General features: G+C 73.4%; 19 protein-coding genes and 1 pseudogene. 14 read left to right on the top strand and 6 right to left on the bottom strand.

Features of this window, described 5'->3' with window-relative positions:
• Positions 1-7 precede the first annotated feature (7 nt).
• Both ACZ50K_RS16990 and pdhA (ACZ50K_RS16985) read right to left on the bottom strand, forming a co-directional pair.
• Positions 8-988, bottom strand: a complete 981-nt coding sequence (locus ACZ50K_RS16990) for an alpha-ketoacid dehydrogenase subunit beta (RefSeq protein ID WP_468903391.1) — start codon at positions 986-988, stop codon at positions 8-10.
• A 2-nt stretch (positions 989-990) separates the two neighbouring features.
• Positions 991-2,190, bottom strand: coding sequence for a pyruvate dehydrogenase (acetyl-transferring) E1 component subunit alpha (pdhA, locus tag ACZ50K_RS16985; protein ID WP_468903389.1), 1,200 nt, complete (start codon positions 2,188-2,190; stop codon positions 991-993).
• Positions 2,191-2,514: 324 nt separating this feature from the next.
• On the opposite strand from pdhA (ACZ50K_RS16985), the gene ACZ50K_RS16980 reads away from it, so the two are divergent.
• Positions 2,515-3,177: a response regulator gene (locus ACZ50K_RS16980; RefSeq protein WP_468903387.1), complete on the top strand. Its 663-nt coding sequence runs from the start codon at positions 2,515-2,517 to the stop codon at positions 3,175-3,177.
• Between the two features lie 125 nt (positions 3,178-3,302).
• A complete protein-coding gene (locus ACZ50K_RS16975) occupies positions 3,303-3,737 on the top strand; it encodes a pyridoxamine 5'-phosphate oxidase family protein (protein WP_468903385.1) in 435 nt (144 codons plus the stop codon).
• A gap of 36 nt (positions 3,738-3,773) precedes the next feature.
• Here the strand turns inward: ACZ50K_RS16975 and ACZ50K_RS16970 are convergent, their stop codons facing one another.
• Positions 3,774-5,399 (bottom strand): protein kinase domain-containing protein, encoded by a 1,626-nt coding sequence (locus ACZ50K_RS16970; protein WP_468903382.1) that lies wholly within the window; start codon positions 5,397-5,399, stop codon positions 3,774-3,776.
• 229 nt (positions 5,400-5,628) lie between these two features.
• Here ACZ50K_RS16970 and ACZ50K_RS16965 point away from each other — a divergent pair, with 229 nt between their 5' ends.
• The 12 genes and pseudogenes from ACZ50K_RS16965 to ACZ50K_RS16910 all read left to right on the top strand — a co-directional run bounded on the left by ACZ50K_RS16965 (position 5,629) and on the right by ACZ50K_RS16910 (position 20,630).
• Positions 5,629-7,314 (top strand): protein kinase domain-containing protein, encoded by a 1,686-nt coding sequence (locus tag ACZ50K_RS16965; RefSeq protein ID WP_468903380.1) that lies wholly within the window; start codon positions 5,629-5,631, stop codon positions 7,312-7,314.
• Between the two features lie 124 nt (positions 7,315-7,438).
• A complete protein-coding gene (locus tag ACZ50K_RS16960; protein ID WP_468903378.1) occupies positions 7,439-8,116 on the top strand; it encodes a hypothetical protein in 678 nt (225 codons plus the stop codon).
• Positions 8,117-8,227: 111 nt separating this feature from the next.
• Positions 8,228-8,857: a PadR family transcriptional regulator gene (locus ACZ50K_RS16955; RefSeq protein ID WP_468903376.1), complete on the top strand. Its 630-nt coding sequence runs from the start codon at positions 8,228-8,230 to the stop codon at positions 8,855-8,857.
• A 95-nt stretch (positions 8,858-8,952) separates the two neighbouring features.
• Positions 8,953-9,747 (top strand): ABC transporter ATP-binding protein, encoded by a 795-nt coding sequence (locus tag ACZ50K_RS16950; protein ID WP_468903373.1) that lies wholly within the window; start codon positions 8,953-8,955, stop codon positions 9,745-9,747.
• The gene (locus ACZ50K_RS16945; RefSeq protein ID WP_468903371.1) at positions 9,744-12,605 is read left to right on the top strand and encodes an FtsX-like permease family protein; all 2,862 of its coding nucleotides are present in this window, start codon (positions 9,744-9,746) and stop codon (positions 12,603-12,605) included. Before ACZ50K_RS16950 ends, ACZ50K_RS16945 begins: the two co-directional genes overlap by 4 nt.
• Before the next feature lie 85 nt (positions 12,606-12,690).
• On the top strand, positions 12,691-13,227 hold the full coding sequence (locus tag ACZ50K_RS16940; protein ID WP_468903369.1) for a bacterial proteasome activator family protein: 537 nt from the start codon (positions 12,691-12,693) through the stop codon (positions 13,225-13,227).
• A gap of 166 nt (positions 13,228-13,393) precedes the next feature.
• On the top strand, positions 13,394-14,254 hold the full coding sequence (locus ACZ50K_RS16935) for an NTP transferase domain-containing protein (RefSeq protein WP_468903367.1): 861 nt from the start codon (positions 13,394-13,396) through the stop codon (positions 14,252-14,254).
• Positions 14,255-16,164: 1,910 nt separating this feature from the next.
• Positions 16,165-17,709, top strand: a complete 1,545-nt coding sequence (locus ACZ50K_RS16930) for a molybdopterin molybdotransferase MoeA (protein WP_468903983.1) — start codon at positions 16,165-16,167, stop codon at positions 17,707-17,709.
• Between the two features lie 20 nt (positions 17,710-17,729).
• On the top strand, positions 17,730-18,797 hold the full coding sequence (locus tag ACZ50K_RS16925; protein WP_468903365.1) for a potassium channel family protein: 1,068 nt from the start codon (positions 17,730-17,732) through the stop codon (positions 18,795-18,797).
• A 23-nt stretch (positions 18,798-18,820) separates the two neighbouring features.
• On the top strand, positions 18,821-19,798 hold the full coding sequence (locus tag ACZ50K_RS16920) for an NAD(P)H-quinone oxidoreductase (protein WP_468903363.1): 978 nt from the start codon (positions 18,821-18,823) through the stop codon (positions 19,796-19,798).
• Positions 19,799-19,962: 164 nt separating this feature from the next.
• Positions 19,963-20,214, top strand: a pseudogene (locus tag ACZ50K_RS16915) (TM2 domain-containing protein); the annotation flags it as partial.
• 2 nt (positions 20,215-20,216) lie between these two features.
• On the top strand, positions 20,217-20,630 hold the full coding sequence (locus tag ACZ50K_RS16910; protein WP_468903360.1) for a DUF2752 domain-containing protein: 414 nt from the start codon (positions 20,217-20,219) through the stop codon (positions 20,628-20,630).
• Positions 20,631-20,639: 9 nt separating this feature from the next.
• On the opposite strand, the gene ACZ50K_RS16905 is transcribed toward ACZ50K_RS16910, so the two are convergent.
• From ACZ50K_RS16905 to pdhA (ACZ50K_RS16895), 3 genes are read right to left on the bottom strand one after another with little or no spacing between them, the layout of a single operon-like run.
• Positions 20,640-22,040 (bottom strand): dihydrolipoamide acetyltransferase family protein, encoded by a 1,401-nt coding sequence (locus ACZ50K_RS16905; protein ID WP_468903358.1) that lies wholly within the window; start codon positions 22,038-22,040, stop codon positions 20,640-20,642.
• Positions 22,040-23,044 carry an alpha-ketoacid dehydrogenase subunit beta gene (locus ACZ50K_RS16900; protein ID WP_468903356.1) on the bottom strand — a complete coding sequence of 335 codons (1,005 nt, stop codon included), beginning with the start codon at positions 23,042-23,044 and terminating at the stop codon, positions 22,040-22,042. The genes ACZ50K_RS16905 and ACZ50K_RS16900 overlap by 1 nt, the downstream gene beginning before the upstream one ends.
• Positions 23,044-24,183 carry a pyruvate dehydrogenase (acetyl-transferring) E1 component subunit alpha gene (gene pdhA / locus ACZ50K_RS16895; RefSeq protein WP_468903354.1) on the bottom strand — a complete coding sequence of 380 codons (1,140 nt, stop codon included), beginning with the start codon at positions 24,181-24,183 and terminating at the stop codon, positions 23,044-23,046. Before pdhA (ACZ50K_RS16895) ends, ACZ50K_RS16900 begins: the two co-directional genes overlap by 1 nt.
• Between the last annotated feature and the right edge of the window lie 85 nt (positions 24,184-24,268).

Here is a 24,268-nt window from a genome sequence, read left to right as displayed (position 1 = left end):
GATCTCCTCAGAACGCCAGCGAGCGGTCGACGGCGTCGAGCACACGGTCCAGGCCCGGCAGGTACTCGTCCTCCAGGCGGGCCGGCGGGTACGGGGCGTGGAAGCCGCCGACCCGGAGCACCGGGGCCTCCAGGTGGTAGAAGCACCGCTCCGTGATGCGGGCGGCGATCTCCGAACCCACGCCGAGGAACACCGGGGCCTCGTGCACGACCACCAGCCGGCGGGTCTTCTCCACCGACCGCTGGAGCCCGTCGAAGTCGATCGGGGACATCGAGCGCAGGTCCACGACCTCCACCGACTTGCCCTCCTCGGCCGCCGCGGCCGCCGCCTCCAGGCACACCTTCACCATCGGCCCGTAGGCCGCCAGGGTGAGGTCGGTGCCGGCCCGCTCCACCTTGGCCTCGTGCAGCGCCCCGGGGATGGCCTCGACATCGAGCTCGCCCTTGTCCCAGTAGCGGCGCTTCGGCTCGAAGAAGATCACCGGGTCATCGCTCTGGATGGCCTGCTGGAGCATCCAGTAGGCGTCGCTGGGGTTGCTCGGCGACACCACCTTCAGGCCCGGCACGTGCGCGAACAGGGCTTCCGGGGACTCGCTGTGGTGCTCCACCGCGCCGATGCCGCCCGCGTACGGGATGCGGATGACCACCGGCATCTTGACCTTGCCCAGGGCCCGCGCGTGCATCTTGGCGAGCTGGGTGACGATCTGGTCGTAGGCAGGGAACACGAACCCGTCGAACTGGATCTCCACCACCGGCCGGTAGCCGCGCAGGGCCAGGCCGATGGCGGTGCCGACGATGCCCGACTCGGCGAGCGGGGTGTCGATGACCCGCTCCTCGCCGAAGTCCTTCTGCAGGCCGTCGGTGATCCGGAAGACCCCGCCCAGCTTGCCGACGTCCTCGCCCATGATCAGGACCTTGGGGTCCGTCTCCAGGGCCTTGCGCAGCGACTCGTTGAGCGCCTTGGCGATCGACATCTTCTCAACGGCCATGATCAGTTGCCCTCCTCGAACGACGCGAGGTAGGCCGCGAACTGGGCGCGCTCCTCGTCCACCAGCGCGTGCCCGTCGGCGTAGACGTTCTCGAAGATCGCCATGGTGTCGGGGTCGGGCATGGCGCGCACGACCTCGCGCACCCGCTTGCCCAGCTGCTCGCTCTCGGTTTCGAGGGCGGCGAAGAACTCCTCGTCGGCGTCGCCGGAGGCCAGCAGGTGGGCCTTCAGCCGCTCGATCGGGTCCTTGGCCTCCCAGGCCGCCCGCTCCTCGTCCCGCCGGTAGCGGGTCGGGTCGTCGGAGGTGGTGTGCGCGCCCATCCGGTAGGTGAACGCCTCGATCAGGGCCGGGCCCTCGCCGTTGCGGGCCCGCTCCAGGGCCCAGCGGGTCACGGCCAGGCAGGCCAGCACGTCGTTGCCGTCCACCCGGACGCCGGGGAAGCCGAAGCCGGCGGCGCGCTGGTAGAGCGGGACGCGCATCTGGCGCTCGGTGGGCTCGGAGATGGCCCACTGGTTGTTCTGGCAGAAGAACACCACGGGGGCGTTGTAGACCGCCGAGAAGGTGAAGGCCTCGTTGACGTCGCCCTGGCTGGAGGCGCCGTCGCCGAAGTAGGCGATGACCGCGGAGTCGGCGCCGTCCTTGGCCACGCCCATGGCGTAGCCGGTGGCGTGCAGGGTCTGCGAGCCGATGACGATCGTGTAGAGGTGGAAGTTGTTGACGGTGGGGTCCCAGCCGCCGTGGTTGACGCCCCGGAACATGCCCAGCAGGTTCGTCGGGTCGACCCCGCGGCACCAGGCGACACCGTGTTCGCGGTAGGTCGGGAAGATGTAGTCGTCCTCGCGCAGCGCCCGGCCGGAGCCGATCTGGGCGGCCTCCTGGCCCAGCAGCGAGGCCCACAGGCCCAGCTCGCCCTGACGCTGCAGGGAGGTCGCCTCGCCGTCGAAACGGCGGGTGAGGACCATGTCGCGGTAGAGCCCGCGCAGGTCCTCGGCGGTGATGTCGGCGACGTAGGGGAGGAACTCCGCGTTCTGCGCGTTCTCGACCCGGTCCCCTTCGGGCGTCAGCAGCTGTACGAGCTGGGGCTCGGCACTCTCGGCGGCTGCGGCCGCGGCCGCCGTCTTGCGGGGGCTGGCCCCGGACGCCGCTCGCTTGGTGCCGCTGCTGCGTCGCGGCTTGCGCGCGGCAGTGCTCTCCACGGTCACGTGTGCTCCTCCGTCGGTCCGGCACCCGGGTTCTCCGGGGTCCAGTGCGGCTCGCCTGTTTCCGTACCCGCGCACGGGGTGGGTGCGACTCGGTTGGGAGAACAGGCGTGACAGGTGCCCCGGCGAGTGCCCTGCGCAATGCACGTTACCCAGTGCGTCGCGGAACCGCGAAACCCCATTTGACCTGCGATTTTGCTTGGATTTCCAAGTAAATCCGGGGAATCGGGAACAACCACTGGTCACAGCCTTGCAGGGGGCCGGAACAACGGCACGTTATCCCGGGTAACAGCGGCAGGGAAGGGGTGAGTGTGTGAAACTGACTTCGTGCGCGAAGATGGAAAAATCACGGTATTCCTCCTGGACGACCACGAAGTGGTCCGCCGAGGTGTCTACGAGCTGCTGTCCAGCGAATCCGATATCGAGGTGGTGGGCGAGGCCGGTACGGCCGCCGACGCACTGGTGCGGATCCCGGCGACGAGGCCCGATGTGGCGGTCCTGGACGTGCGGCTGCCGGACGGCAGCGGCGTCGAGGTCTGCCGCGAGGTCCGTTCCCAGAACGAGGACATCAAGTGCCTGATGCTCACCTCGTTCGCCGACGACGAGGCGCTGTTCGACGCGATCATGGCCGGTGCTTCCGGGTACGTCCTCAAGGCGATCCGCGGCAATGAGCTGCTGCACGCGGTCCGTGACGTCGCCGCCGGAAAGTCCCTGCTGGACCCGGTGGCCACGGCGCGGGTGCTGGAGCGGCTGCGGGACGGCAAGAACGGCAAGGGCGACGACCGGCTGGCGAACCTCACCGAGCAGGAGCGGAAGATCCTCGATCTGATCGGGGAGGGCCTGACCAACCGGGTGATCGGCGAGCGGCTGCACCTGGCCGAGAAGACGATCAAGAACTACGTGTCCAGCCTGCTGTCCAAGCTGGGCATGGAGCGCCGCTCCCAGGCGGCCGCCTACGTGGCCCGGATCCAGGCCGAGAAGCGCAGCTGATTCCGCCGCATCACGTGCCGACCAGCTGATTCACCGCATCCGGGGAATCATTCGGGACCAACGTCCCCGGTCCTGGGGGCGGGATCCTCTTTCCCGACACCGGGCCGGTAACGGACAGTGGCCCTATGTCCCCAGAGGAACTCCACGCCATCGAACTCCTGTGCCGGGTCCCCTACGGCCGGGTGGCCACCAGCATGCGCGCGCTGCCCTTCCTCGCCGTCGCCCGTCATGTGGTGGTGGACGGCCGGGTGGTCCTGAGGATGCACAGCGGGTTCGGCTACCACCACGCCTGCAACGGGAGCGTCGTCTCCTACGGGGCGGACAACTTCAACTCCGGCGAGATCGACCTCTGGTCGGTCCAGTTCACCGGGACGGCCGAGATCGTGGAGCCGACCACCGCCGAACTGGAACTGTTCGGCCGCGGGCCGCACTACGTGGACGGCGAGCTGTTCGACCCCGTCTACATGCGCATCGAGCCGCAGTTCTTCACCGTGCACACCCTGGCCGGCCGGTCGGACCGATCAGGCCGGTCCGACCGGGATTTCCAGCACGCGCTCTGAGCCACGGACGCCGGCCCCTGCGAGCGCCGCGCCGCGCTACGGGTTGCGCGGCTGGTTCTCGCCCTCGTCCGGCGGCGGCTTCTCCGAGGTCTTGCTCGGCGTCGGCTCCGGCTCCTCCGGGGTCTTGCTCGGCTCCGGATCCGGGGACGAGGGGTCGTCCGAGGGCTCACCCGACGAGGGCGTGGAGGACGGGGTCGGCGTCGACGAGGGCGTCCAGCTCGGCGTGTAGGACGGCTTGCGGCTCGGCGTCCAGCTCTTGGTCCGCTTGCTGGTGGGCTCCCGGGACTCCTCGGACTCCTCCGGCAGCGGCTCCTCCGGGGTGCTCTCCTTGGTGGAGGGCGTGGTCTGGGCGGTGGACGGCTTGTTCGCCGGAGGGGTCTTGTTCCCCCCGGCCTTGTCGAGGGCGAACACCACACCCGCGCCGATCGCGAGCACCGCGAGCGCCGCGAACAGCCAGACCTTCCAGCGGCCGGCGCCACGCCGGTCCCCGTTGTCCCCGTGCCCGCCGTCGTAGTAGCCGCCGCCCTGGCCGCCGTCGTAGTAGCCGCCCCCACCGCCGCCGGGGAAGGCCGAGCCGTCGTCCGGGTTGAGCGGCGGCACCATCGGCTGCTGGAACTGCGAGGTGGAGGCGTGCGAGGGGTAGCCGGGCTGCTGCCCGGTGGCCCCCATCGGCATCGCGGTGGTGGCCGCGGGACCCCGCCCGTGCGGCAGCGCCATCGACACCGGGCCGGTGTTCCAGCTGCCGGTGTGCGGGCCCTGGTCGTGCAGCATCTGGAGCGCGTACTGGACGAGTCCGCGCATCTCCTCGGCGCTCTGGAACCGGTCGTCCGGGTCCTTGGCCAGCGAGCGCATCACCAGGCCGTCGAGCTCGGCCGGCACCCCGGTGCCGAGCTGTGAGGGCGGCACGGGCGCGTCCTGGACGTGCTGGTAGACCACCGACAGCGGGGTCTCGCCGGTGAACGGGGGCCGCAGCGCCAGGAGTTCGTACAGCAGGCAGCCGGTGGCGTAGAGGTCGCTGCGGTGGTCCACGGCCTTGCCGAGGGCCTGTTCCGGCGACAGGTACTGCGGGGTGCCCATGACCATGCCGGTCTGGGTCATCGTCGACTGGGCGCCGTGCAGGGCCCGGGCGATGCCGAAGTCCATCACCTTCACCGCACCGGCGTGCGTGATGATGACGTTGGCGGGCTTGATGTCGCGGTGCACGATGCCGTGCTGGTGCGAGTAGGCGAGCGCCTCCAGCACCCCCGAGACGATGATGAGCGCCTGGTCGGGGCCCGGGGCCTCGGCGCTGATCAGCAGTTCGCGGATGGTGCGGCCCTCGACCAGCTCCATCACGATGTACGGGACGGTGTTCGGGCCGACCCGGTCCTCGCCGGAGTCGTAGACGGCCACCACGGCATGGTGGTTGAGGCCGGCCACCGACTGTGCCTCACGGGTGAAGCGGGCCTTGGAGACCGGGTCCTCGGCGAGGTCCGCGCGCAGCAGCTTCACGGCGACGGTGCGGCCCAGCCGCACGTCCTCTGCGGCGAACACCTCGGCCATTCCGCCACGGCCCAGCCGGTGGGTGAGCCGGTACCGGCCGTCGCCCACGAGGCCGCCGGCCCCCCAGTGCGAAGGATCCTCGGCCATCCCGGCTCCGCCTGCCTCGGGTTCGGGTGCCATCAGTCCTCGCCGTCGTCTCTCTCGGCCGCGCGTGCGGTGTGGTGCTCGTCTCGGGTGCTCCGACGAACGCTACAGCCTCCGTGCGGGTCACCGTTCGGGCACGGACTTCTGTGGAGGGCCCGTGACTGTCCGGCAACCCCCTGGTCACGGAACGGGCACCCGGCTTGACGTGTGCTTGCCCTCCGGCAGACTGGGCGCGACACAGCCGTGGTGAGGGGAAGCAACAGTCATGAGCCAGGACGGCACTCAGGGCCGGTACGCAGGCGGTTCCCTGGCCCGTGGCCGTTACCAGCTACGGGATCTGCTCGGTGAGGGCGGGATGGCCGCGGTCTACCTCGCCTACGACACCGCGCTGGACCGGCAGGTGGCGATCAAGACCCTGCACACCGAACTCGGCCGCGAGCAGTCCTTCCGGGAACGTTTCCGCCGCGAGGCGCAGGCTGTAGCGAAACTGTCGCACACCAACATCGTGTCCGTGTTCGACACCGGTGAGGACGAGTTCGACGGCTCGCTGATGCCGTACATCGTCATGGAGTACGTGGAGGGCAAGCCGCTGGGCTCGGTCCTGACGGCGGACATCGCCCAGTACGGGGCCATGCCGGCGGACAAGGCGCTGAAGGTGACGGCCGATGTGCTGGCCGCCCTGGAGACCAGCCACGACGTCGGTCTGGTGCACCGGGACATCAAGCCGGGCAACGTGATGATGACCAAGCGCGGAGTGGTCAAGGTCATGGACTTCGGCATCGCCCGCGCGATGCAGTCCGGGGTCACCTCGATGACGCAGACCGGCATGGTCGTCGGCACCCCTCAGTACCTGTCGCCGGAGCAGGCCCTGGGGCGCGGGGTGGACGCGCGCTCCGACCTGTACTCGGTCGGGATCATGCTGTTCCAGCTGCTCACCGGCCGGCTGCCGTTCGAGGCGGACTCGCCGCTGGCGATCGCCTACGCGCACGTCCAGGAGGAGCCGGTCGCGCCCTCCTCGGTGAACCGCTCGGTGTCCCCGGCCATGGACGCGCTGGTGGCGCGCGCGCTGAAGAAGAACCCGAACGAGCGCTTCCCCTCGGCCGCGGCGATGCGCGACGAGATCGCCCGGGTGCTGTCGGCCGGGCAGACGGCCGCGCCGGTGATCGTCCAGGGCGGTCCGGTGAACAGCGGGGCCGGGGTCGGCTCGGCCGTGTTCCCGCCGGTGGACGCCTCGCTGCCGCAGCCGCCGCCGCACTCCCTCCAGCAGCCGTACCAGCCGCCCACCCCGTCCCCGTACGCGCCGCAGCAGCACACCCCGCCGCCGGTCCCGCAGCAGGGGGGCTACGCCTACCCGCCGCAGCACCAGACCCAGGCGCCGGGCCAGCAGCACGGGTTCGGGGCGCAGACCCCGCCGCCGTTCACCATCTCCCCGGCCCAGCAGCCCCACCGGGCGGCGGGCGGCGGCCCGGGCGGCCGCCGGAACACCTCCGTGGTGATGGGGGCGATCGCGGTGGCCCTGATCGCCGTCGGCGGTCTGGTGACCGCGATCGTGATCAACCAGGACGACGAGCCCTCCGGCGGGGACACCCCGGCCGCCGCCTCCTCCGGTGCCTCGGGCGGGGCGACCGACGGCGCCCCGAGCACCGGCTCGGCCAAGCCGGGCCACAAGGGCCCGGACCCGAGCCGCACGATCGACGCGGAGAAGTGCAAGGAGGCGTACAAGTCCTGGGACGACCCGAAGAAGGTCAACGCCCCGGACTTCCGCTACAAGAACGTGATCTCGGTCAAGGAGTGCATCCAGGCGGCCGGCTGGAAGTACAAGGTCCAGGAGCGGGACGAGGCGGCGTACGGCGAGGACACCGTGCTGGAGCAGTTCCCGCTGGCCGGTGAGCCGGTGGACAAGACGGGCGCCGAGTTCACCCTGGTGATCTCCACGGGCAACCCCGCCTAGCCCGTCTCTTCCGGATCTTGCCGGGGCCCGCCTCTCGGGCACCGGGTGTCCGAGATGCCGGATTTGCACACTTATGCAAATCTGAGCCTGACATCTCGGTCGTTCGGTACGGGAGGGGCTCCCCGTGACTCGACTCCGCGCGCTGCGCTGGTCCGCCGCGGCAGCGCTGGGCTGCGCCGTGCTCCTGCCGGCCGCACCCGCGTACGGGCTGGCCGAGCGGGCACCGGCCGGTCCGGCCGCCTCGGCCGGCCGCGCGGACGACCCGTACGCACGGGCCGAGGACTCCGGGCTCCGCGAGCTGGCCGGCAGCGCCGCCGGGGCCGGCCGGGAACGGCCCGGACGCCCCGCCGGGGCACCCGCCGACCCGCGCGCCCTCCTCGCCTCCCGGCCACTGCCGGTCCACCCGGAGGGGCTGGAGCGGCTCGACGCCCAGCAGTACCCCGACGCACAGCAGCAGCCCGGGGCCCGGGAGCGGCCCACCGGTCCGGAGCGGCGGCCGGACGCCGGCCGGCCGGACCGCCCGGCCCGGCCGCCCGGGACGGCGGCCCGCCCCGAGGCCCAGGCGCTGCCGGAGCCCCAGACCCTCCCCGAGACCGCCCGGACCCCGGGTCCGGCCGCCAGCGGCCGGCCGGACGGATCCGAGGAACCCGGCACGGGCGACGGGACCTCCTCCTCCGCGCTGGGGACCGAGCCCAACGCCCGGGCCGCCGATCTGGCCGCCCATCTGCTGCCGCTGGGCACCGGATTCGCGCTGATGGGCGTGGGTCTCGGGTTCATCGGGATGCGCCTGCGCCGCGACTGAACCGCGACCGGCCCCGGGGCCGGTCCGGCGGCCGGTCCCGTCCGCGTCCCCCTTGAGATGTAGGCCACAGGGCGGTTGCCCAGCCTGGCATACTCGGTATACATACTGAGTATGTCGATCCGCCACGGCCTTCTCGCCCTGCTGGAACGCGGCCCCCGGTACGGCTCACAGCTGCGTACCGAGTTCGAGTCGCGCACCGGCTCCACCTGGCCCCTCAACATCGGGCAGGTCTATACGACCCTCGCCCGGCTCGAACGCGACGGCCTCGTCGAACCGGGCGGCGAGGACGATGCCGGGCACACCCTCTACGCCATCACCGGGGCCGGCCGCACCGAGCTGGCCACCTGGTACGAACGGCCCGTCGACCGGACCAACCCGCCCCGCGACGAGCTCTCCATCAAGCTCGCCATGGCGGTCGGGGCACCCGGCGTGGACATCCGCGCCGTCATCCAGGCCCAGCGGCGCGCCACGATCAAGGCGATGCAGGACTACACCCGGCTCAAGGCCCAGGCCCTGGCCTCCATCGAGAGCGGGCAGACCAGCGAACGCGACGACGTGGCCTGGCTGCTGGTGCTCGAACAGCTGATCTTCCAGACCGAGGCCGAGGCCCGCTGGCTCGACCACTCCGAGACCAGGCTGGTGCGGCTCTCCGTCCTGGCCGAGCGGAGGGCCGAGCCCGCACCGACCCAGGCCACCGCCATCGCTTCCGAGCGGCCCGCGGCCAGCCACCCGCACGGCTGAACCGCCCCGGAAGCCGACCCGGAAACCGACCCGGATCCGACCCGAATCCGACCCGAATCCGACCCGGAAACCGTCCCAGGGGGGACCCCACCACCATGTCCGACCTGCACCACACCCAGCAGCAGCACCACACCCGGCACCACCCGCAGCAGCCCTCCGGGCGACCCGAACCCGTGCTCCGGCTCCAGCAGCTCACCCGGGTGCACGGCACCGGCGCCACCGAGGTGCACGCCCTGCGCGGCATCGACCTCTCCGTGTACCCGGGCGAACTCGTCGCCGTCATGGGCCCGTCCGGCTCCGGAAAGTCCACCCTGCTGACCCTCGCGGGCGGCCTGGACACCCCGAGCGGCGGCCGGGTGATCGTCGAGGGCACCGACATCACCACCGCCAACCGCAAGCAGCTGGCCGCCCTGCGGCGCCGCAGCATCGGCTACGTCTTCCAGGACTACAACCTGATCCCGGCCCTGACCGCCGCCGAGAACGTGGCCCTGCCCCGCGAACTCGACGGGATATCCGCCCGCAAGGCCCGGGTCTCCGCCCTGGCCGCCCTGGAGGAGATGGGCCTCGCCCAGCTCGCCGACCGGTTCCCGGACGAGATGTCCGGCGGCCAGCAGCAGCGCGTGGCCATCGCCCGCGCCCTGGTCGGCGACCGCCGGCTGGTGCTCGCCGACGAGCCGACCGGCGCCCTGGACTCCGAGACCGGCGAATCCGTCCTCGGCCTGCTGCGGGCCCGCTGCGACGCCGGCGCCGCCGGGGTCCTGGTCACCCACGAGCCCCGGTTCGCCGCCTGGGCGGACCGGGTGGTCTTCCTCCGGGACGGCCGGGTGGTCGACGAGACCCTGAGCGCCCAGGCCGACAGCCTGCTCTCCGGGCAGGCGGCCGGCCAGTGATCTCCTGGTACCACTCCTGGGTCGCGGCCATCCGGATCGCCCGCCGCGACGCCTGGCGCTCCAAGGGCCGCAGCCTGCTGGTCCTCTCGATGATCGCGCTGCCCATCCTGGGCGTGAGCGCCGCCGACCTGACCCTGCGCAGCGCCGAGCTGTCCCCGGAACAGCGGCTGGCACGGACCCTCGGCGCCACCGACGCGCTCGTCACCTTCTCCGAGACGGTCGGCGGGAACCCGATCCTCCAGTCCCCGGACGGGGACATGTACATGCCCGCGGAGGGCTGGGGCAACGGGCCGAGCTCGGAACCCGGGCGCGAGGACCAGGCCCGGCCGAAGCTGGAGAACGCCCTGCCGGCCGGGTCCACCGCCCTGAAGGACCGGTCCGGACAGGCCAAGGTCCGGACCGCGCACGGGGTGATGGAGACCGGCCTGCGAGAACTGGACACCAGCGGCCCGCTGTTGAAGGGGCTCTACACCCTGGACCGGGGACGGCTTCCCCAGCGGTCCGGCGAACTCATCGCCACCCAGGCCTTCCTGGACGAGTCCGGGCTGTCGGTCGGCTCCTCGGTGACCCCCCGCGAGTCGCGCACCTCCTACACGATCGTCGGGGCCTACGAACTGCCGGACGAGCTCAAGGAGAAGCAGCTGCTGGCCCCGCCCGGCACCCTGCTGGACCCGCTGGACCGGGACCTGAAGGCGGCCGGACTCCGCGGCGTCATGACCGAGGACCAGTACCTGGTGAAGGTGGCGGGCAGCGCCGGTTTCACGTGGAACATGGTCAAGGAGGCCAACGCCAAGGGCGCCGTGGTCGTCTCCCGGGCCGTGATCCTCGATCCGCCCGCCGATTCCGAGGTGCCGCTCTACCAGACCGAGGAGAAGGACGCCTACCAGCCCGGCATCACCGGGCAGACCACCGAGATGGCCATCCTGGCCACCGTGGTCGGCCTGGCCATGCTGGAGATCTGCCTGCTGGCCGGCCCCGCCTTCGCGGTCGGCGCCCGGCGCTCCCGCCGACAGCTCGGACTGGTCGGCGCCAACGGCGGTGACCGCAGCCACATCCGGGCCATCGTGCTCTCCGGCGGCCTGGTCATCGGCGTCGCCGCGGCCTTCATCGGCATCCTGCTGGCCCTGCTGCTCACCCTGGCCCTGCGACCGGTGCTGGAAGACCTCCTGGGCAACCGCTTCGGGCACTTCGACGTGCGTCCGCTGGAGCTGGCGGGCATCGCCCTGCTCGCCGTGGTCACCGGACTGCTGGCCGCCATCGCCCCCGCGGTCACCGCCTCCCGGGCCACCGTCCTGGCCTCGCTCACCGGCCGCCGCGGAGTGCGCCGGGCCAACCGGGTCCTCCCGGTGATCGGCATGGTCGCGGTCGCGGTCGGCGCCGCGATCGCCCTGCTCGGCACGTTCTCCGAGATGGGCTTCGTGGTCGTCGCCGGCGGCAGCGCCCTCGCCGAACTGGGCATCGTCGCCCTCACCCCGACCCTGGTCGGGCTGTTCGGCCGGCTCGGCCGCTGGCTGCCGCTGTCCCCCCGGCTGGCGCTGCGCGACGCCGTCCGCAACCGGGGACGCACGGCCCCCGCCGTGGCCGCCGTACTGGCCGCGGTGGCCGGCACCGTCGCCGTGGCCACGTACCAGCACAGCCGGGACGTCCAGATGCGCCACGAGTACGTGGCCCAGCTGCCGGCCGGCACCGGACTCCTCAGCACCACCGAGGCCGGCGGCCAGCGGGACATGCCCGCCGCCCGCGAGGCCCTCGCCCGCAACCTGCCCCTGGACGTCCGGGCGGACGTGGCACGCATCGTGATCGGCCGGGCCGACTGCGACCCCTACGCGATCGAGAAGGGCTGCGGACGGGCCGAGATCGTGGTGCCCAAGGAACAGCGCTGCCCGCTCTGGGAGGACCGCAGCGAGACCGACCCCTTCAGCCCGGCCCAGCGCAAGGCCCTGAACGCCGACTGGCGGTGCAAGGAACAGCCGCACTACGCCGAACACGAGACCGTGGTCGCCGACGCCAAGCTGCTGGCCGCGCTCGCCGTCTCCGATCCGGCCGCCGCCCGGGCCCTGTCCGAGGGCAAGGCCGTCTCCTTCGACCGCCGCAACATCAAGGACGGCAAGGCCACCATCCGGGCCGTCACCGACCTCCAGAAGGCCGAGGAGGCGCTCTCCCGCGGAACCGAACCGCCCGGCAAGCTGATCGGCTTCCCGGTCCACCAGGCACCGGAATCCGCCGAGGCCTGGGGCATCGAACTGGTCCTGCCGCCCTCGGCGGCCAAGGCCGCCGGACTCGGCACCGTCCCCTTCGGCACGTACTTCACCCTGGACGGCGGGGCCGGCAGCGAGCAGCGGCAGAAGCTCGACGGCGAACTGGACCGGATGGGCCTGGCCGCCGCGTTCCGGATCGAGGACGGCTACCAGGGCGAGACCCAGCTGATGCTGCTCGTCCTCACCGTCTTCGCCGGACTGGTCACCATCGGCGCCGCCGGCATCGCCACCGGCCTGGCCCAAGCCGATGCCGAGGCCGACCTGAAGACCCTCGCCGCCGTCGGCGCCGCTCCCCGGGTGCGCCGCACCCTCAGCGGGTTCCAGTGCGGGGTGGTCGCCGCGATGGGCGTGGTGCTGGGCTCCGCGGCCGGTGTGCTGCCCGCCGTCGGGCTCCGGCTCACCGAACGGCGCGAACAGCTGGCCCACTACCAGGAGTCCCTGGCGAGCGGGTTCGGATCGGACGTCAAGCCCTTCGTGCCCGTGGTGGTGCCCTGGGAGACCCTCGGAGCGCTGCTGGTCCTGGTCCCGCTGGGCGCGGCCCTGCTGGCCGCCCTGGTCACCCGCTCCCACGGCGCCCTGGCCCGCCGGGCCGCGGGCTGACCGGCCCGCTGCCCCCGCGGAGGGTGGATCACCCCTCCGCGGGGGCACACCGTGTGGTGACGAAGGTGTGCGAGACAATGACGGCATGGAGATGCCGAGGAGTGAACGGTCGCAGGACAGCCCCCCGCAGGTACTGATCGTGGGCCAGGACGGGATGGCGGTCGGCGGCGCCGATGACGAGTCGCGCGAGGTCCCGGTGACGGAAATGGTCGAACAGCCAGCCAAGGTCATGCGGATCGGCAGCATGATCAAGCAACTTCTGGAAGAAGTCCGTGCCGCTCCTCTGGACGAGGCCAGCCGGGTCCGTCTGAAGGACATCCACGCCTCCTCGGTGAAGGAGCTGGAAGACGGACTGGCTCCCGAACTGGTGGAGGAACTCGAACGGCTCTCGCTGCCGTTCACCGACGAGGCCATCCCCTCCGAAGCGGAACTGCGGATCGCGCAGGCGCAGTTGGTGGGCTGGCTCGAAGGGCTCTTCCACGGCATCCAGACCGCCCTGTTCGCGCAGCAGATGGCCGCGCGGGCCCAACTGGAACAGATGCGCCGCGCCCTTCCCCCGGGCGCCTCGCACGACGAGGAGGACGGCCCCCACGGAGCGATCCGCTCGGGCCCGTACCTGTAAGCCCCTCGGACCCGCGTCCCCCGTGCCCCCAGGGCCGGGGGACGCGGGCGGTCCGGGGCCGTTCCGCAGCCGGTCCGGGGCCGGTCCGGGGCCGGTCCGGGGGCGGGTTAAGACGCGTGTAAACGGGTGACCACGACGGAGACACGCGCCACGCATACTCGGCTGCATGACCTACGACGCCATCGTCCTGGCCGGCGGAGCCGCCCGGCGGCTCGGCGGGGCCGACAAGCCCGCGCTGAGCGTCGGCGGCCGGGCCCTGCTCGACCGGGTCCTCGCCGCCTGCGCCGACGCCCGGACCACCGTGGTGGTCGGCGGCCGGCGGCCCACCGGCCGCCCGGTGGGCTGGGCCCTGGAGCAGCCGCCGGGCGGCGGCCCGCTGGCCGCCCTGGACGCCGGACTCCGGCACACCACGGCCGACCTGCTGCTGGTCCTCTCCGCCGACCTCCCCTTCCTCGCGCCCGACACCGTACGGGACCTGCTGGCGGCCCCCGGCGACCGCGACGGGGCCCTGCTGCGCGATCCCACGGGCCGCGACCAGCCGCTGGTCGCCGCCTACCGGGCCGAACCCCTGCGCCGCGAGCTCGCGCTGCTGGCCGCCGAGCACGGCACCCTCGTCGGACTCCCGCTCCGGGCCCTCACCGCCGAACTGGACCTGGCCCGGGTCCAGGCGCCGCCGTCGGCCTCCTTCGACTGCGACACCTGGGAGGACCTCGCGGCCGCCAGGGCCAGGATCAGGGAGCATGGGAACGTGCTGGACGAATGGATCACCGCCGTCAAGAACGAGCTGGGCATCGACCTCGACGTCGACACCAAGACCCTGCTCGACCTCGCCCGTGACGCCGCCCACGGCGTCGCCCGGCCCGCCGCACCACTGACCACCTTCCTGGTCGGCTACGCCGCCGCCCAGGCACAGGCCGCCGGTACCGACCCGGCCGAGGCCGTGACCCGCGCCTCCCGGCAGGCCGCCGAACTGGCCCTGCGGTGGGCCGCCGAGACCGAGACCGGCGAAGGACCCCCCTCCGGATGACCCCGCCCCCCGCCTCCCGCCCCGTCGACCCGGCGGAACACGCCCTGGACGAAGCCCTCGCCTTCGCCACGGGCCTCACCCGCCCCCCGTCCTCCGAGGCCCCCACCCAGCTCCTCCCCACCACCCCACCCGAGCCCCCGCCCCCCACGGCATACCCGCACCTCCACCTGGGCCCGGTGGACCCCATCGACCTCCTCAGCCGCCCAGAACCCCTCACCCACACCACCAAGCCCGGCCCGACCGGCGGGCAGGCAGCCGCCAGGGCCACGGCCCGCGCCACGAAATCCGGCACCCGCAGGACCCGCGCCACGGAACCTGCGCCGGCCGTCGGAACGACGAGCGCCAATCCCACCGCCACGGCCCGCGCCACGGAGCCCGCTCCCGCCGGGGGGCCGACCGACGGCTACGCCACGGAGCGCGTGCCGACGGAGGGTCAGGCCGCCACCACCGTCCCGAAACCCGAGCCGACCGGCGGGCAGGCCGACACCAGGGGCACAGCCCCCGCCACGGCCACGGCCCACGCCCCAGAGCCTGCCCCCGCCGGGGGGCCGACTGCCGCCAACGACCCCGCACCGCAGCCGGGTACGGCCCATGCCCCGGAGCCTGCGCATGCCGCCAGGCCGACAAGCACCGATCCCACCACTGCGACCCGCACCACGGACCCCGCGCCCGCCGGAGAACGAGCTGGCGCCGACGCCACCGGCCCGGCAGGCACCCTGCCGGATCCCGGCGCGGGCGCCAACAACGCCGCACCGCAGCCGGGTACGGCCCGCACCTCGGAGCCTGCGCATGCCGCCAGGCCGACACGCACCGATCCCACCACTGCGACCCGCACCACGGACCCCGCGCCCGCCGGAGAACGAGCTGGCGCCGACGCCACCCGTACCGGCACGGACCCGGCGGGCACCACACAGGAGCCCGCCACGGCCTCCGCCGGCCAGCCGCCGGCGGGCCCCGACCCGACGAGCGGGTCGGCCGAGTCCGACATCACCGGCACCGGACCGGCAGGCACTCTGCCGGACCCGGGCGCGTCCTCCACCGCGCCGCAGGCGCAGCCGCCCACAGGGTCGGCCGAGGCCGACGCCAGCAGCACCGGACCCGGCCCGAGCACGGCCCCCGCCGCCGCGCCACAGGCGCAGCAGGGGCCCGGGCCGGCCAGGGGATCGGCCGAGGCCCACGGCGTCGCGCCGGAGCCCGGTTCGGCGCAAGCCACGGAGTCGCGGCAGGCGCCCAAGCCTGCCCGGGATGCGGGCAGCGCCACCGGCGTCGGCCTGGGCCCGGTAGGCGCCGCGCCGGAGCCCGGTAGGGCCTCAGCCCGCGGGCCGCAGGCGCAGGCGGCCAGGGGGGCGTCCGGGGCCGAAGACACCGGCCCGGGCCCGGCAGGCGCGCTGCCGGATCCCGGCGCGGGCGCCAACGACGCCGCACCGCAGCCGACTGCCGCCCGCGCCACAGGGGCGCCGCCGCAGCCCGAGCCGTCCGAGGGTTCGGGCTGCGCCTGCGGCACCGCGCCGCAGGCGCAGCCGGGGTCCGGGCCGGCCAAGGGATCGGCCGACGCCAACGGCACTGCGGCGGAGCCGGGTACGGGACACGCCGCGGAATCGCGGTCGCAGGCCGAGACGGCCCGGGATGCGGGCAGTGCCACCGGCATGGGGCCGGGCCCGGCGGGCACCGTGCCGGAGCCCGGTACGGCCTCCGGCGGCGAGTCTCAGGGGGAGTCGGCCGGGGCGGGCGCCACCGGCGCCGCCCCAGCGTCGGGTACGGCGCGGGCCGCAGGGGCGCAGGCCGAGGTGGGCCATGGCGCGGGGAGTGGCCCCGATGGACCGGCGGTGCCGGTCGAGGGGCTGGCGGACCTCGCGCTGCGGCAGCAGCCGACGCGCCCCACCGTGGCCGCGCCCCAGCACGCGCAGCCCATGGCCGCAGCCGCGCAGGAGCCCCCGGCCCCCGGGTCCGCGGCGCAGCCGCCGCGCCCTCCCGCCGGGCCGGAGACCACCGGCCCGGCCGACACGGCGGGAGCGGCCGGAGCCGGCGCGGCCGGAGCAGACATGGCGGGAGCGGGTGGCGCGGCCGGAGTGGCCGGGGCCGCGGCGCGGGCGCAGGCGTCGGGCCGGCCCGCCGGGCCGGAGGCCACGGGCGCGGCCGGAGCGGGTGGCGTGGCCGCCGCAGGCGGGGGGCGGGTGCGCGGGCCCGGTGAGCAGGCGCTGGACGAGGCCCTGGCTCTGGTGGCCCGGAACCCGGATGGTGGCGGCCACCGGGCCGCCACCTGGGCCCGGGCCCGGGAGACGGCCGCCCGGGCGGGAGCGGCCCGCCGGGCCGGATCCCATCGGGCGCCGCTCGCCGAGGCACTCGGCGAGGTCCTGACCGAGCCCTTGGCGGCCCTCACCGATCTGCCCCCCTTCGACACCTCGGCCATGGACGGCTGGGCCGTCGCCGGCCCCGGCCCCTGGTCGGTCCGCCCCGGCGGAGTGCTGGCCGGCACGGCTCTGCCCCCACCGCTGGCCGACGGGGAGGCCGTACCGATCGCCACCGGCGCCCGGATCCCCCGGGACACCATGGCGGTGATCCGCAGCGAGCACGCCCGCGCCGACCAGGAGAAGCAGCGGCTGTTCGCGGAGCGCCCGGTGGTCGCCGGTCAGGACATCCGCCCGCGCGGTCAGGAGTGCCGCGCGGGGGATCTGCTGCTGCCGTCCGGGGCCCGGGTCACCCCCGCCGTACTGGGTCTGGCCGCCGCCGCCGGCTATGACGCCCTGGTGACCCGTCCCCGCCCGCGGGTGGAGGTCCTGGTGCTGGGCGACGAGTTGCTCGATGCCGGTCTGCCGCAGGAGGGGCTGATCCGGGATGCCCTGAGCCCGATGCTGGGCCCCTGGCTGCGCCGGCTGGGCGCCGATGTCATCGGTACCCGGCGGCTCGGCGACGGCCCGGCGGACGTCGAGGAGTTGTTCCGGATCCTGGCCGGGTCCCCCGCCGATCTGATCGTCACGACCGGGGGCACGGCGGGCGGACCGGTGGACCATGTCCATCCGGTGCTGTCCCGGGTCGGTGCGGAACTGCTGGTGGACGGGGTGGCGGTGCGCCCCGGCCATCCGATGCTGCTGGCCCGGCTGGACGACCGCCGGCACCTGGTGGGGCTGCCGGGGAATCCTCTGGCAGCGGTTTCCGGGCTGTTGACCCTGGCCGAGCCGCTGCTCCGCGCGCTGGCCGGGTTCGCCCCTCGGCCGGGGTGGACCGCGCCGGTCCGCGACGCGGTCTCCGGGCATCCGCGGGACACCCGTCTGGTGCCCGTGGTGCTCTCGGGGGACCTGGCGGTGCCACTGCGCTACAGCGGGCCTGCCATGCTGCGGGGTGTGGCGGCGGCCGACGCGCTGGCCGTGGTGCCGCGCGGCGGGGCCCGGGCCGGTCAGGAACTGGAGATTCTCGAACTGCCCTGGGCAGTCTCGGCGGGGGAGTGTTTCACGTGAAACTGGGCGGCCATGACGCAATGGCGCGCAATGCGGATGACAAGCTCGCCTCACGGCGCGTCAAACTGCCGAAGCAGATTGTGGAGAAGCCGCTCTGGCAGGTGGGAAAGCGGCTGCTGATGGCCTTGGTGGTGATGGCTCTGACCGTCACCATCGTCTACATCGACCGTGCGGGCTATCACGACAACGCCAATGACCAGGTCGATTTCCTCGACTGCGTCTACTACGCCACCGTGACCCTGTCGACCACGGGGTACGGAGATATCGTCCCGTACAGCGACAGCGCGCGGCTGGTGAACATCCTGCTGATCACCCCGCTGCGGGTGCTGTTCCTGATCATCCTGGTCGGCACCACTCTCGAAGTCCTCACCGAACGGACCCGGGAGGAATGGCGGCTGAAACGCTGGAGGAAGCAGTTGCGTGACCACACGGTGGTCGTCGGTTTCGGCACCAAGGGCCGCTCGGCCCTGCAGACCCTGCTGGCCAAGGGGCTGGAGAAGGAGCGGGTCGTGATCGTGGACCCGAGCGCCAAGGTGATCGACATCGCCAACGCCGAGGGATTCACCGGGGTGGTCGGCGATGCCACCCGGTCCGATGTGCTGCTCCGGGCCGAGTTGCAGAAGGCCCGTCAGATCATCGTGGCCACCCAGCGGGACGACACCGCGGTGCTGGTCACCCTGACGGCCCGGCAGCTCAACCGGGGCGCGAAGATCGTGGCCGCGGTGCGCGAGGAGGAGAACGCCCCGCTGCTGAAGCAGTCCGGAGCCGATGCCGTCATCACCAGCGCCAGTGCGGCCGGCCGGCTGCTGGGCCTCTCGGTGCTCAGCCCGAGTGCGGGCACGGTGATGGAGGACCTGATCCAGCAGGGCAGCGGACTGGACATGATCGAGCGGCCGGTGAACAAGGCCGAGGTCGGCAAGTCCGTCCGGGACACCGGTGACCTGGTGGTGAGCGTGCTGCGCGGCCACCGGCTGCTGGCCTACGACGATCCGCACGCGAGCCCGCTCCAGCTGACGGACCGGCTGATCGTGATCGTCCGGGCGGACCCGGCGGCCGGCCGTGCGGTGACGCTGCCCCCCGCCGACTGAGCGGGCGTACTACTGTCCGGGCCATGCATGCGATCACCATTGCGCAGCCCGGCGGCCCCGAGGCCTTGGTCTGGGCCGATGTACCCGATCCGGTGCCCGGCGAGGGCGAGGTCCTCGTCGAGGTGGCGGCCGGCGCGGTGAACCGCGCCGATGTGCTCCAGCGGCAGGGGTTCTACGATCCGCCGCCCGGCTCCTCCCCGTATCCCGGACTGGAGTGCTCGGGGCGGATCTCGGCCCTCGGTCCGGGAGTCTCCGGCTGGTCGGTGGGCGACGAGGTCTGCGCCCTGCTGGCGGGCGGGGGGTACGCGGAGCGGGTGGCCGTCCCGGCCGGCCAGCTGCTTCCGGTGCCCCGGGGGACCGATCTGGCGACCGCCGCGGCCCTGCCCGAGGTGGCGGCCACGGTCTGGTCGAACGTGTTCATGGTGGCCCATCTCCGTCCGGGCGAGACCCTGCTGGTGCACGGCGGGGCCAGCGGGATCGGCACCATGGCGATCCAGCTGGCCAAGGCGGTCGGGGCGCGGGTCGCCGTGACGGCGGGCGGCCCGGAGAAGCTGGCCCGCTGTGCCGAACTGGGCGCGGACATCCTCATCGACTACCGCGAGCAGGACTTCGTCGAGGAGCTCCGCGCGGCCACCGGGGGAGCCGGTGCCGATGTGATCCTGGACATCATGGGCGCCAAGTACCTGTCCCGGAACGTGGAGGCGCTGGCGGTGAACGGCCGGCTCGCCGTCATCGGTCTGCAGGGCGGGATCAAGGCGGAACTCAATCTGGCCGCGCTGCTGGCCAAGCGGGCTGCGGTGACGGCGACTTCGCTGCGGGCCCGTCCACTGGAGGAGAAGGCGGCCATCGTGGCGGCGGTCCGGGAGCACGTCTGGCCGCTGATCGAGTCAGGGCGGGTCCGGCCCGTGGTATTCGGGCAGTTCCCCATGGCGGAGGCGGCCGAGGCGCACCGGGTGCTGGAATCCGGGGCCCACGTGGGAAAACTCCTGCTGCTCCGGTGATCTTGACAACGGATTCAGTCGCTGATCTGTGACCTTCGGCCCTCTCCCTGGGGGCTTTCGACGCCATATAAGGTGACGGTAAGTGCGACGATCTGATCGCGCTTTCCTGAACATGCGTCAATTCAGCAGATAAGGTCCAGCCCTTCATGTCCTTCCCGCAGTCCGACCCCAACGCGCCCTACGGCTACGCCCCGAACGGTGTCCCGTACTCCGAGAAGTCCAAGGTCGTCGCCGGCATCCTGCAGCTGTTCCTGGGTGGCTTCGGTGCCGGACGCTTCTACACCGGTCACACCGGTATGGCCCTGGCCCAGCTCTTCACCTGCGGCGGCCTGGGCATCTGGGCCCTGATCGACGCCATCATGATCCTGGTCGGCACCACCACCACCGACTCCCAGGGCCGGGTCCTGCGCGGCTGACCGTGAGTCTGCCCGACACTCCTTCAGGGCCCGTACCGTGGACGGTACGGGCCCTGCCGGCCGTGCTCGGAGCCGCGGCCGTCGCGGGCGCCGTCTACCTCTACGGGCACAGCCCCTACGACCCCGCGCAGCTGCTCCCCCGGTGCCCCTGGCAGCTGGTCACCGGTCTGGACTGCCCGGCCTGCGGCGGCACCCGGATGGCGTACAGCCTGCTGCACGGGGACCTGCCGGCCGCCGTCCGCGCCAACGCCGTGCTGCTGGGCCTGCTGCCGGCGGTGGCCTTCGGCTACGGCCGCTGGCTGGCCTCGGCCACCCTGCTGGGCCGCCGCTTCCGGCTGCCGCTGGGCCGCCGCGGGATCACGGCGGTGCTCACGGCCGCCGCCCTGTGGACGGCGGCCCGCAACATCTGGCTGTAGCGGAGCCCCCTAGAGGGACCGGAGCAGCACCGCCGGGTTCTCCACGCAGTCCGCGACGAAGCGGAGGAAGCCGCCGGCCGTGCCCCCGTCGCACACCCGGTGGTCGAAGGTGAACGACAGCTGCACCACCTGGCGCACCGCCAACTCGCCCTGGTGCACCCACGGTTTGGCGGTGATCCGGCCGACGCCCAGCATGGCCGCCTCGGGGTGGTTGAGGATCGGAGTGGAGCCGTCCACACCGAACACCCCGTAGTTGTTGAGGGTGAAGGTCCCGCCGGTGAGGTCCGCCGGGGCCAGCTTCCCGGTCCGGGCCAGCTCGGTGAGCCGGGCGAACTCGGCCGACAGCGCCTCCGGGCTCATGCCCTGGGCCTCCCGGACCACCGGTACGACCAGACCGCGCTCGGTCTGGGCCGCGAAGCCCAGGTGCACCGAGGGCAGCCGGACGATCTCCCCGGCCGCCAGGTCCACCGTCGAGTTCAGCTCCGGATGGCGGGCGAGCGCGGCGGTGCAGATCCTGGCCAGCAGGGCCAGCACCGAGATCTTGGGTCCGCCCACCGCGTTCATCGCGGCGCGGGCCGCCATCAGCTCGGTGGCGTCGGCGTCCACCCAGCAGGTGGCGTCCGGTATCTCCCGCCGACTGCGGGAGAGCTTCTCGGCGACCGCTCCCCGGAGCCCCTTGAGCGGGATGCGCACGGCCCCGTCCACCGGGGCGGCGCCGGCTGCGGCCACCGGTGCGGCCGGAGCTGCGGCGGCTCTGAGCTCGGCCTCCACATCGGCCCGCAGGATCAGCCCGTCCGGACCGGAACCGGTCAGGGCCCGCAGGTCCAGCCCGTTGTCCCGGGCGAGCTTCCGCACCAGCGGCGAGATCACCGCCACCGGTCCCGCCGCCACCGCGACCGGGCCCGCCGGAGCCGCCACGGGCACCGCCACCGGGACCACGGCGGGAGCCGCGACCGTCACGGCGGCCACACCGGTCGCACCCGTCCCGGCCGGACGGATGCGGCGTCGGCGGGCCGGCCGGGAATGGTCCGTGCCGTAGCCGACCAGCACATTGCCCGAGCCGGATCCGGAGCCGGAGCCCTGATCCGCACCCGCACCCGCAGCCCCGTCCTGGCCCGCGGCGGGCACGGCCCCGGGGTCGGAGTCGGCCAGGTCAGCCGCCCCCGCCCCGACGGCTACCGTGATCAGCGGGGCGCCCACCGGGAGCTCGGTGCCCTCCTCGCCGAACCGGGCGGTCACCACCCCGCCGTACGGGCAGGGCACCTCCACCATGGCCTTGGCCGTCTCCACCTCGACCACCGGCTGGTCCACGGCCACCACATCGCCGACCGCGACCAGCCAGCGGACGATCTCGGCCTCCGTCAGCCCCTCGCCGAGGTCGGGGAGCTTGAACTCCATCACCTGAGGCATCAGTTCCCCCACTGCAGACGGGCGACGGTGTCCAGGATCCGGTCCACACCGGGCAGATGGTGCTTCTCCAGCATCGGCGGCGGATACGGGATGTCCAGTCCGGTCACCCGGAGCACCGGCGCCTCCAGATGGTGGAAGCAGCGCTCCGAGACGCGCGCGGCGATCTCCGCGCCGGGTCCGCCGAAGCCGCCCGCCTCGTGCACCACCACCGCGCGCCCGGTCCGGCGGACCGAGGCGAACACCGTCTCCTCGTCGAAGGGGACCAGCGAGCGGAGGTCGATCACCTCCAGGTCCCAGCCCTCCTCGCGGGCCGCCTCGGCCGCCTCCAGACAGACCGGCAGCGAGGGACCGTAGGTGATCAGGGTGGCGCCGGTGCCGGCCCGCCGGACCAGTGCCCGGCCGATCCCGGGCACCCGCGCCGGGTCCTCCGGCGACCAGTCGGCCTTGGACCAGTACAGCCGCTTCGGCTCCAGGAACACCACCGGGTCGTCGGAGGCGATCGAGGCCCGCAGCAGGCCGTACGCGTCCTCGACCGTGGCCGGGGTGACCACGGTCAGCCCCGGGGTCGCCACGTAGTACGCCTCGGAGGAGTCGCTGTGGTGCTCGACTCCGCCGATGCCGCCGCCGTACGGCACCCGGATCGTGATCGGCATCGGCATCGCGCCCCGGGTGCGGTTGCGCATCCGGGCGACATGCGAGATGAGCTGCTCGAAGGCGGGGTAGGCGAACGCGTCGAACTGCATCTCGACCACCGGGCGCAGCCCGTACATGGCCATGCCCACGGCGGTGCCGAGGATGCCGGCCTCGGCCAGCGGGGTGTCCGTGCAGCGGTCCTCGCCGAACTCCTTGGTCAGCCCGTCGGTGACCCGGAAGACCCCGCCCAGGGTGCCCACGTCCTCGCCCATGACGTGGACCGTGGGGTCTTCCGCCATGGCGTCCCGCATGGCCCGGTTCAGGGCCTGCGCCATGGTGGCGGGCTTCGCCGCCAGCTGCGACACGGCCATCACTCGTTCTCCGCTTCCAGCTCGGCGCGCAGCATTTCCGCCTGCTCGCGCAGCCGGCCCGTCTGCTCCGCGTAGACGTGTTCGAACAGCTCCATCGGGTCCAGCACCGGGTCCGCGTTCATCTGCTCGCGCAGCTCGGCCGCCATCTTCTCCGCCGCCTCCTTGGCCGCCCGGACATCCGTCTCTCCGAGGATGCCGCGCGCGGTCAGTTCCCGCTCCAGCAGCAGCACCGGGTCGTGGGCGAGCCAGGCCTCGACCTCGGCGTCGCCGCGGTAGCGGGTGGCGTCGTCCGCGTTGGTGTGGGCCTCGATCCGGTAGGTGACGGCCTCGATCAGGGTGGGTCCGCCGCCGGACCGGGCCCGGTCCATCGCCTCGGAGAGCACCTCGTGCACCGCGGCGATGTCGTTGCCGTCGACCAGCCGGCCGGGCATGCCGTACCCCACGGCCTTGTGGGCCAGGGTCGGGGCCGCGGTCTGCTTGGCCAGCGGGACGGAGATCGCGAAGCCGTTGTTCTGGACCAGGAAGACCACCGGGGCCTTCCAGACGGCCGCGAAGTTGAGCGCCTCGTGGAAGTCGCCCTCGCTGGTCCCGCCGTCGCCGACCATGGCCAGGGCCACCACCTCGTCGCCCCGCAGCCGGGCCGCGTGGGCCAGGCCCACCGCGTGCGGCAGCTGGGTGGCCAGCGGGGTGCACAGCGGGGCGATCCGGTGCTCCCGCGGGTCGTAGCCGGTGTGCCAGTCGCCGCGCAGCAGGGTGAGCGCCTGCACCGGGTCCAGACCGCGGGCGACCGCCGCCAGGGTGTCCCGGTAGCTGGGGAAGAGCCAGTCCTGCTCCTCCAGCACCAGGGCCGCGGCGATCTCGCAGGCCTCCTGCCCGACCGTGGAGGGGTACACCGCCAGTCGGCCCTGCCGGGTCAGCGCGGTGGCCTGCGCGTTGTACCGGCGGCCGCGCACCAGCTCCGTGTAGCAGCGGCGCATCAGCGCGGGGTCGAGCCGCTCGGCCGCCGGGGTGCCCAGCACCCGGTACGGCTCGGGGTCCGGGAGCAGCGGGGCGGCGTCCGTGCGGGGGCTCCAGGCGGGCGGCGGGGTGGGCCGGTGGGACGACGACGCACCGGCACCGGGCAGCTCTTGGACCGTCATGGCGGCGTACACCTCCTCGTGGGAAGCGGGCAGGCGGCGCACTGCGGTGTGAGGCGCCTCACCTACCGATTGTTCGGTCGTGGGC

The sequence above is a fragment of the Streptomyces sp. NPDC033845 genome, from assembly GCF_055576225.1.
Note: the sequence above shows the minus strand (reverse complement) of the source record. Positions and strands in the feature narration are given on the sequence as shown.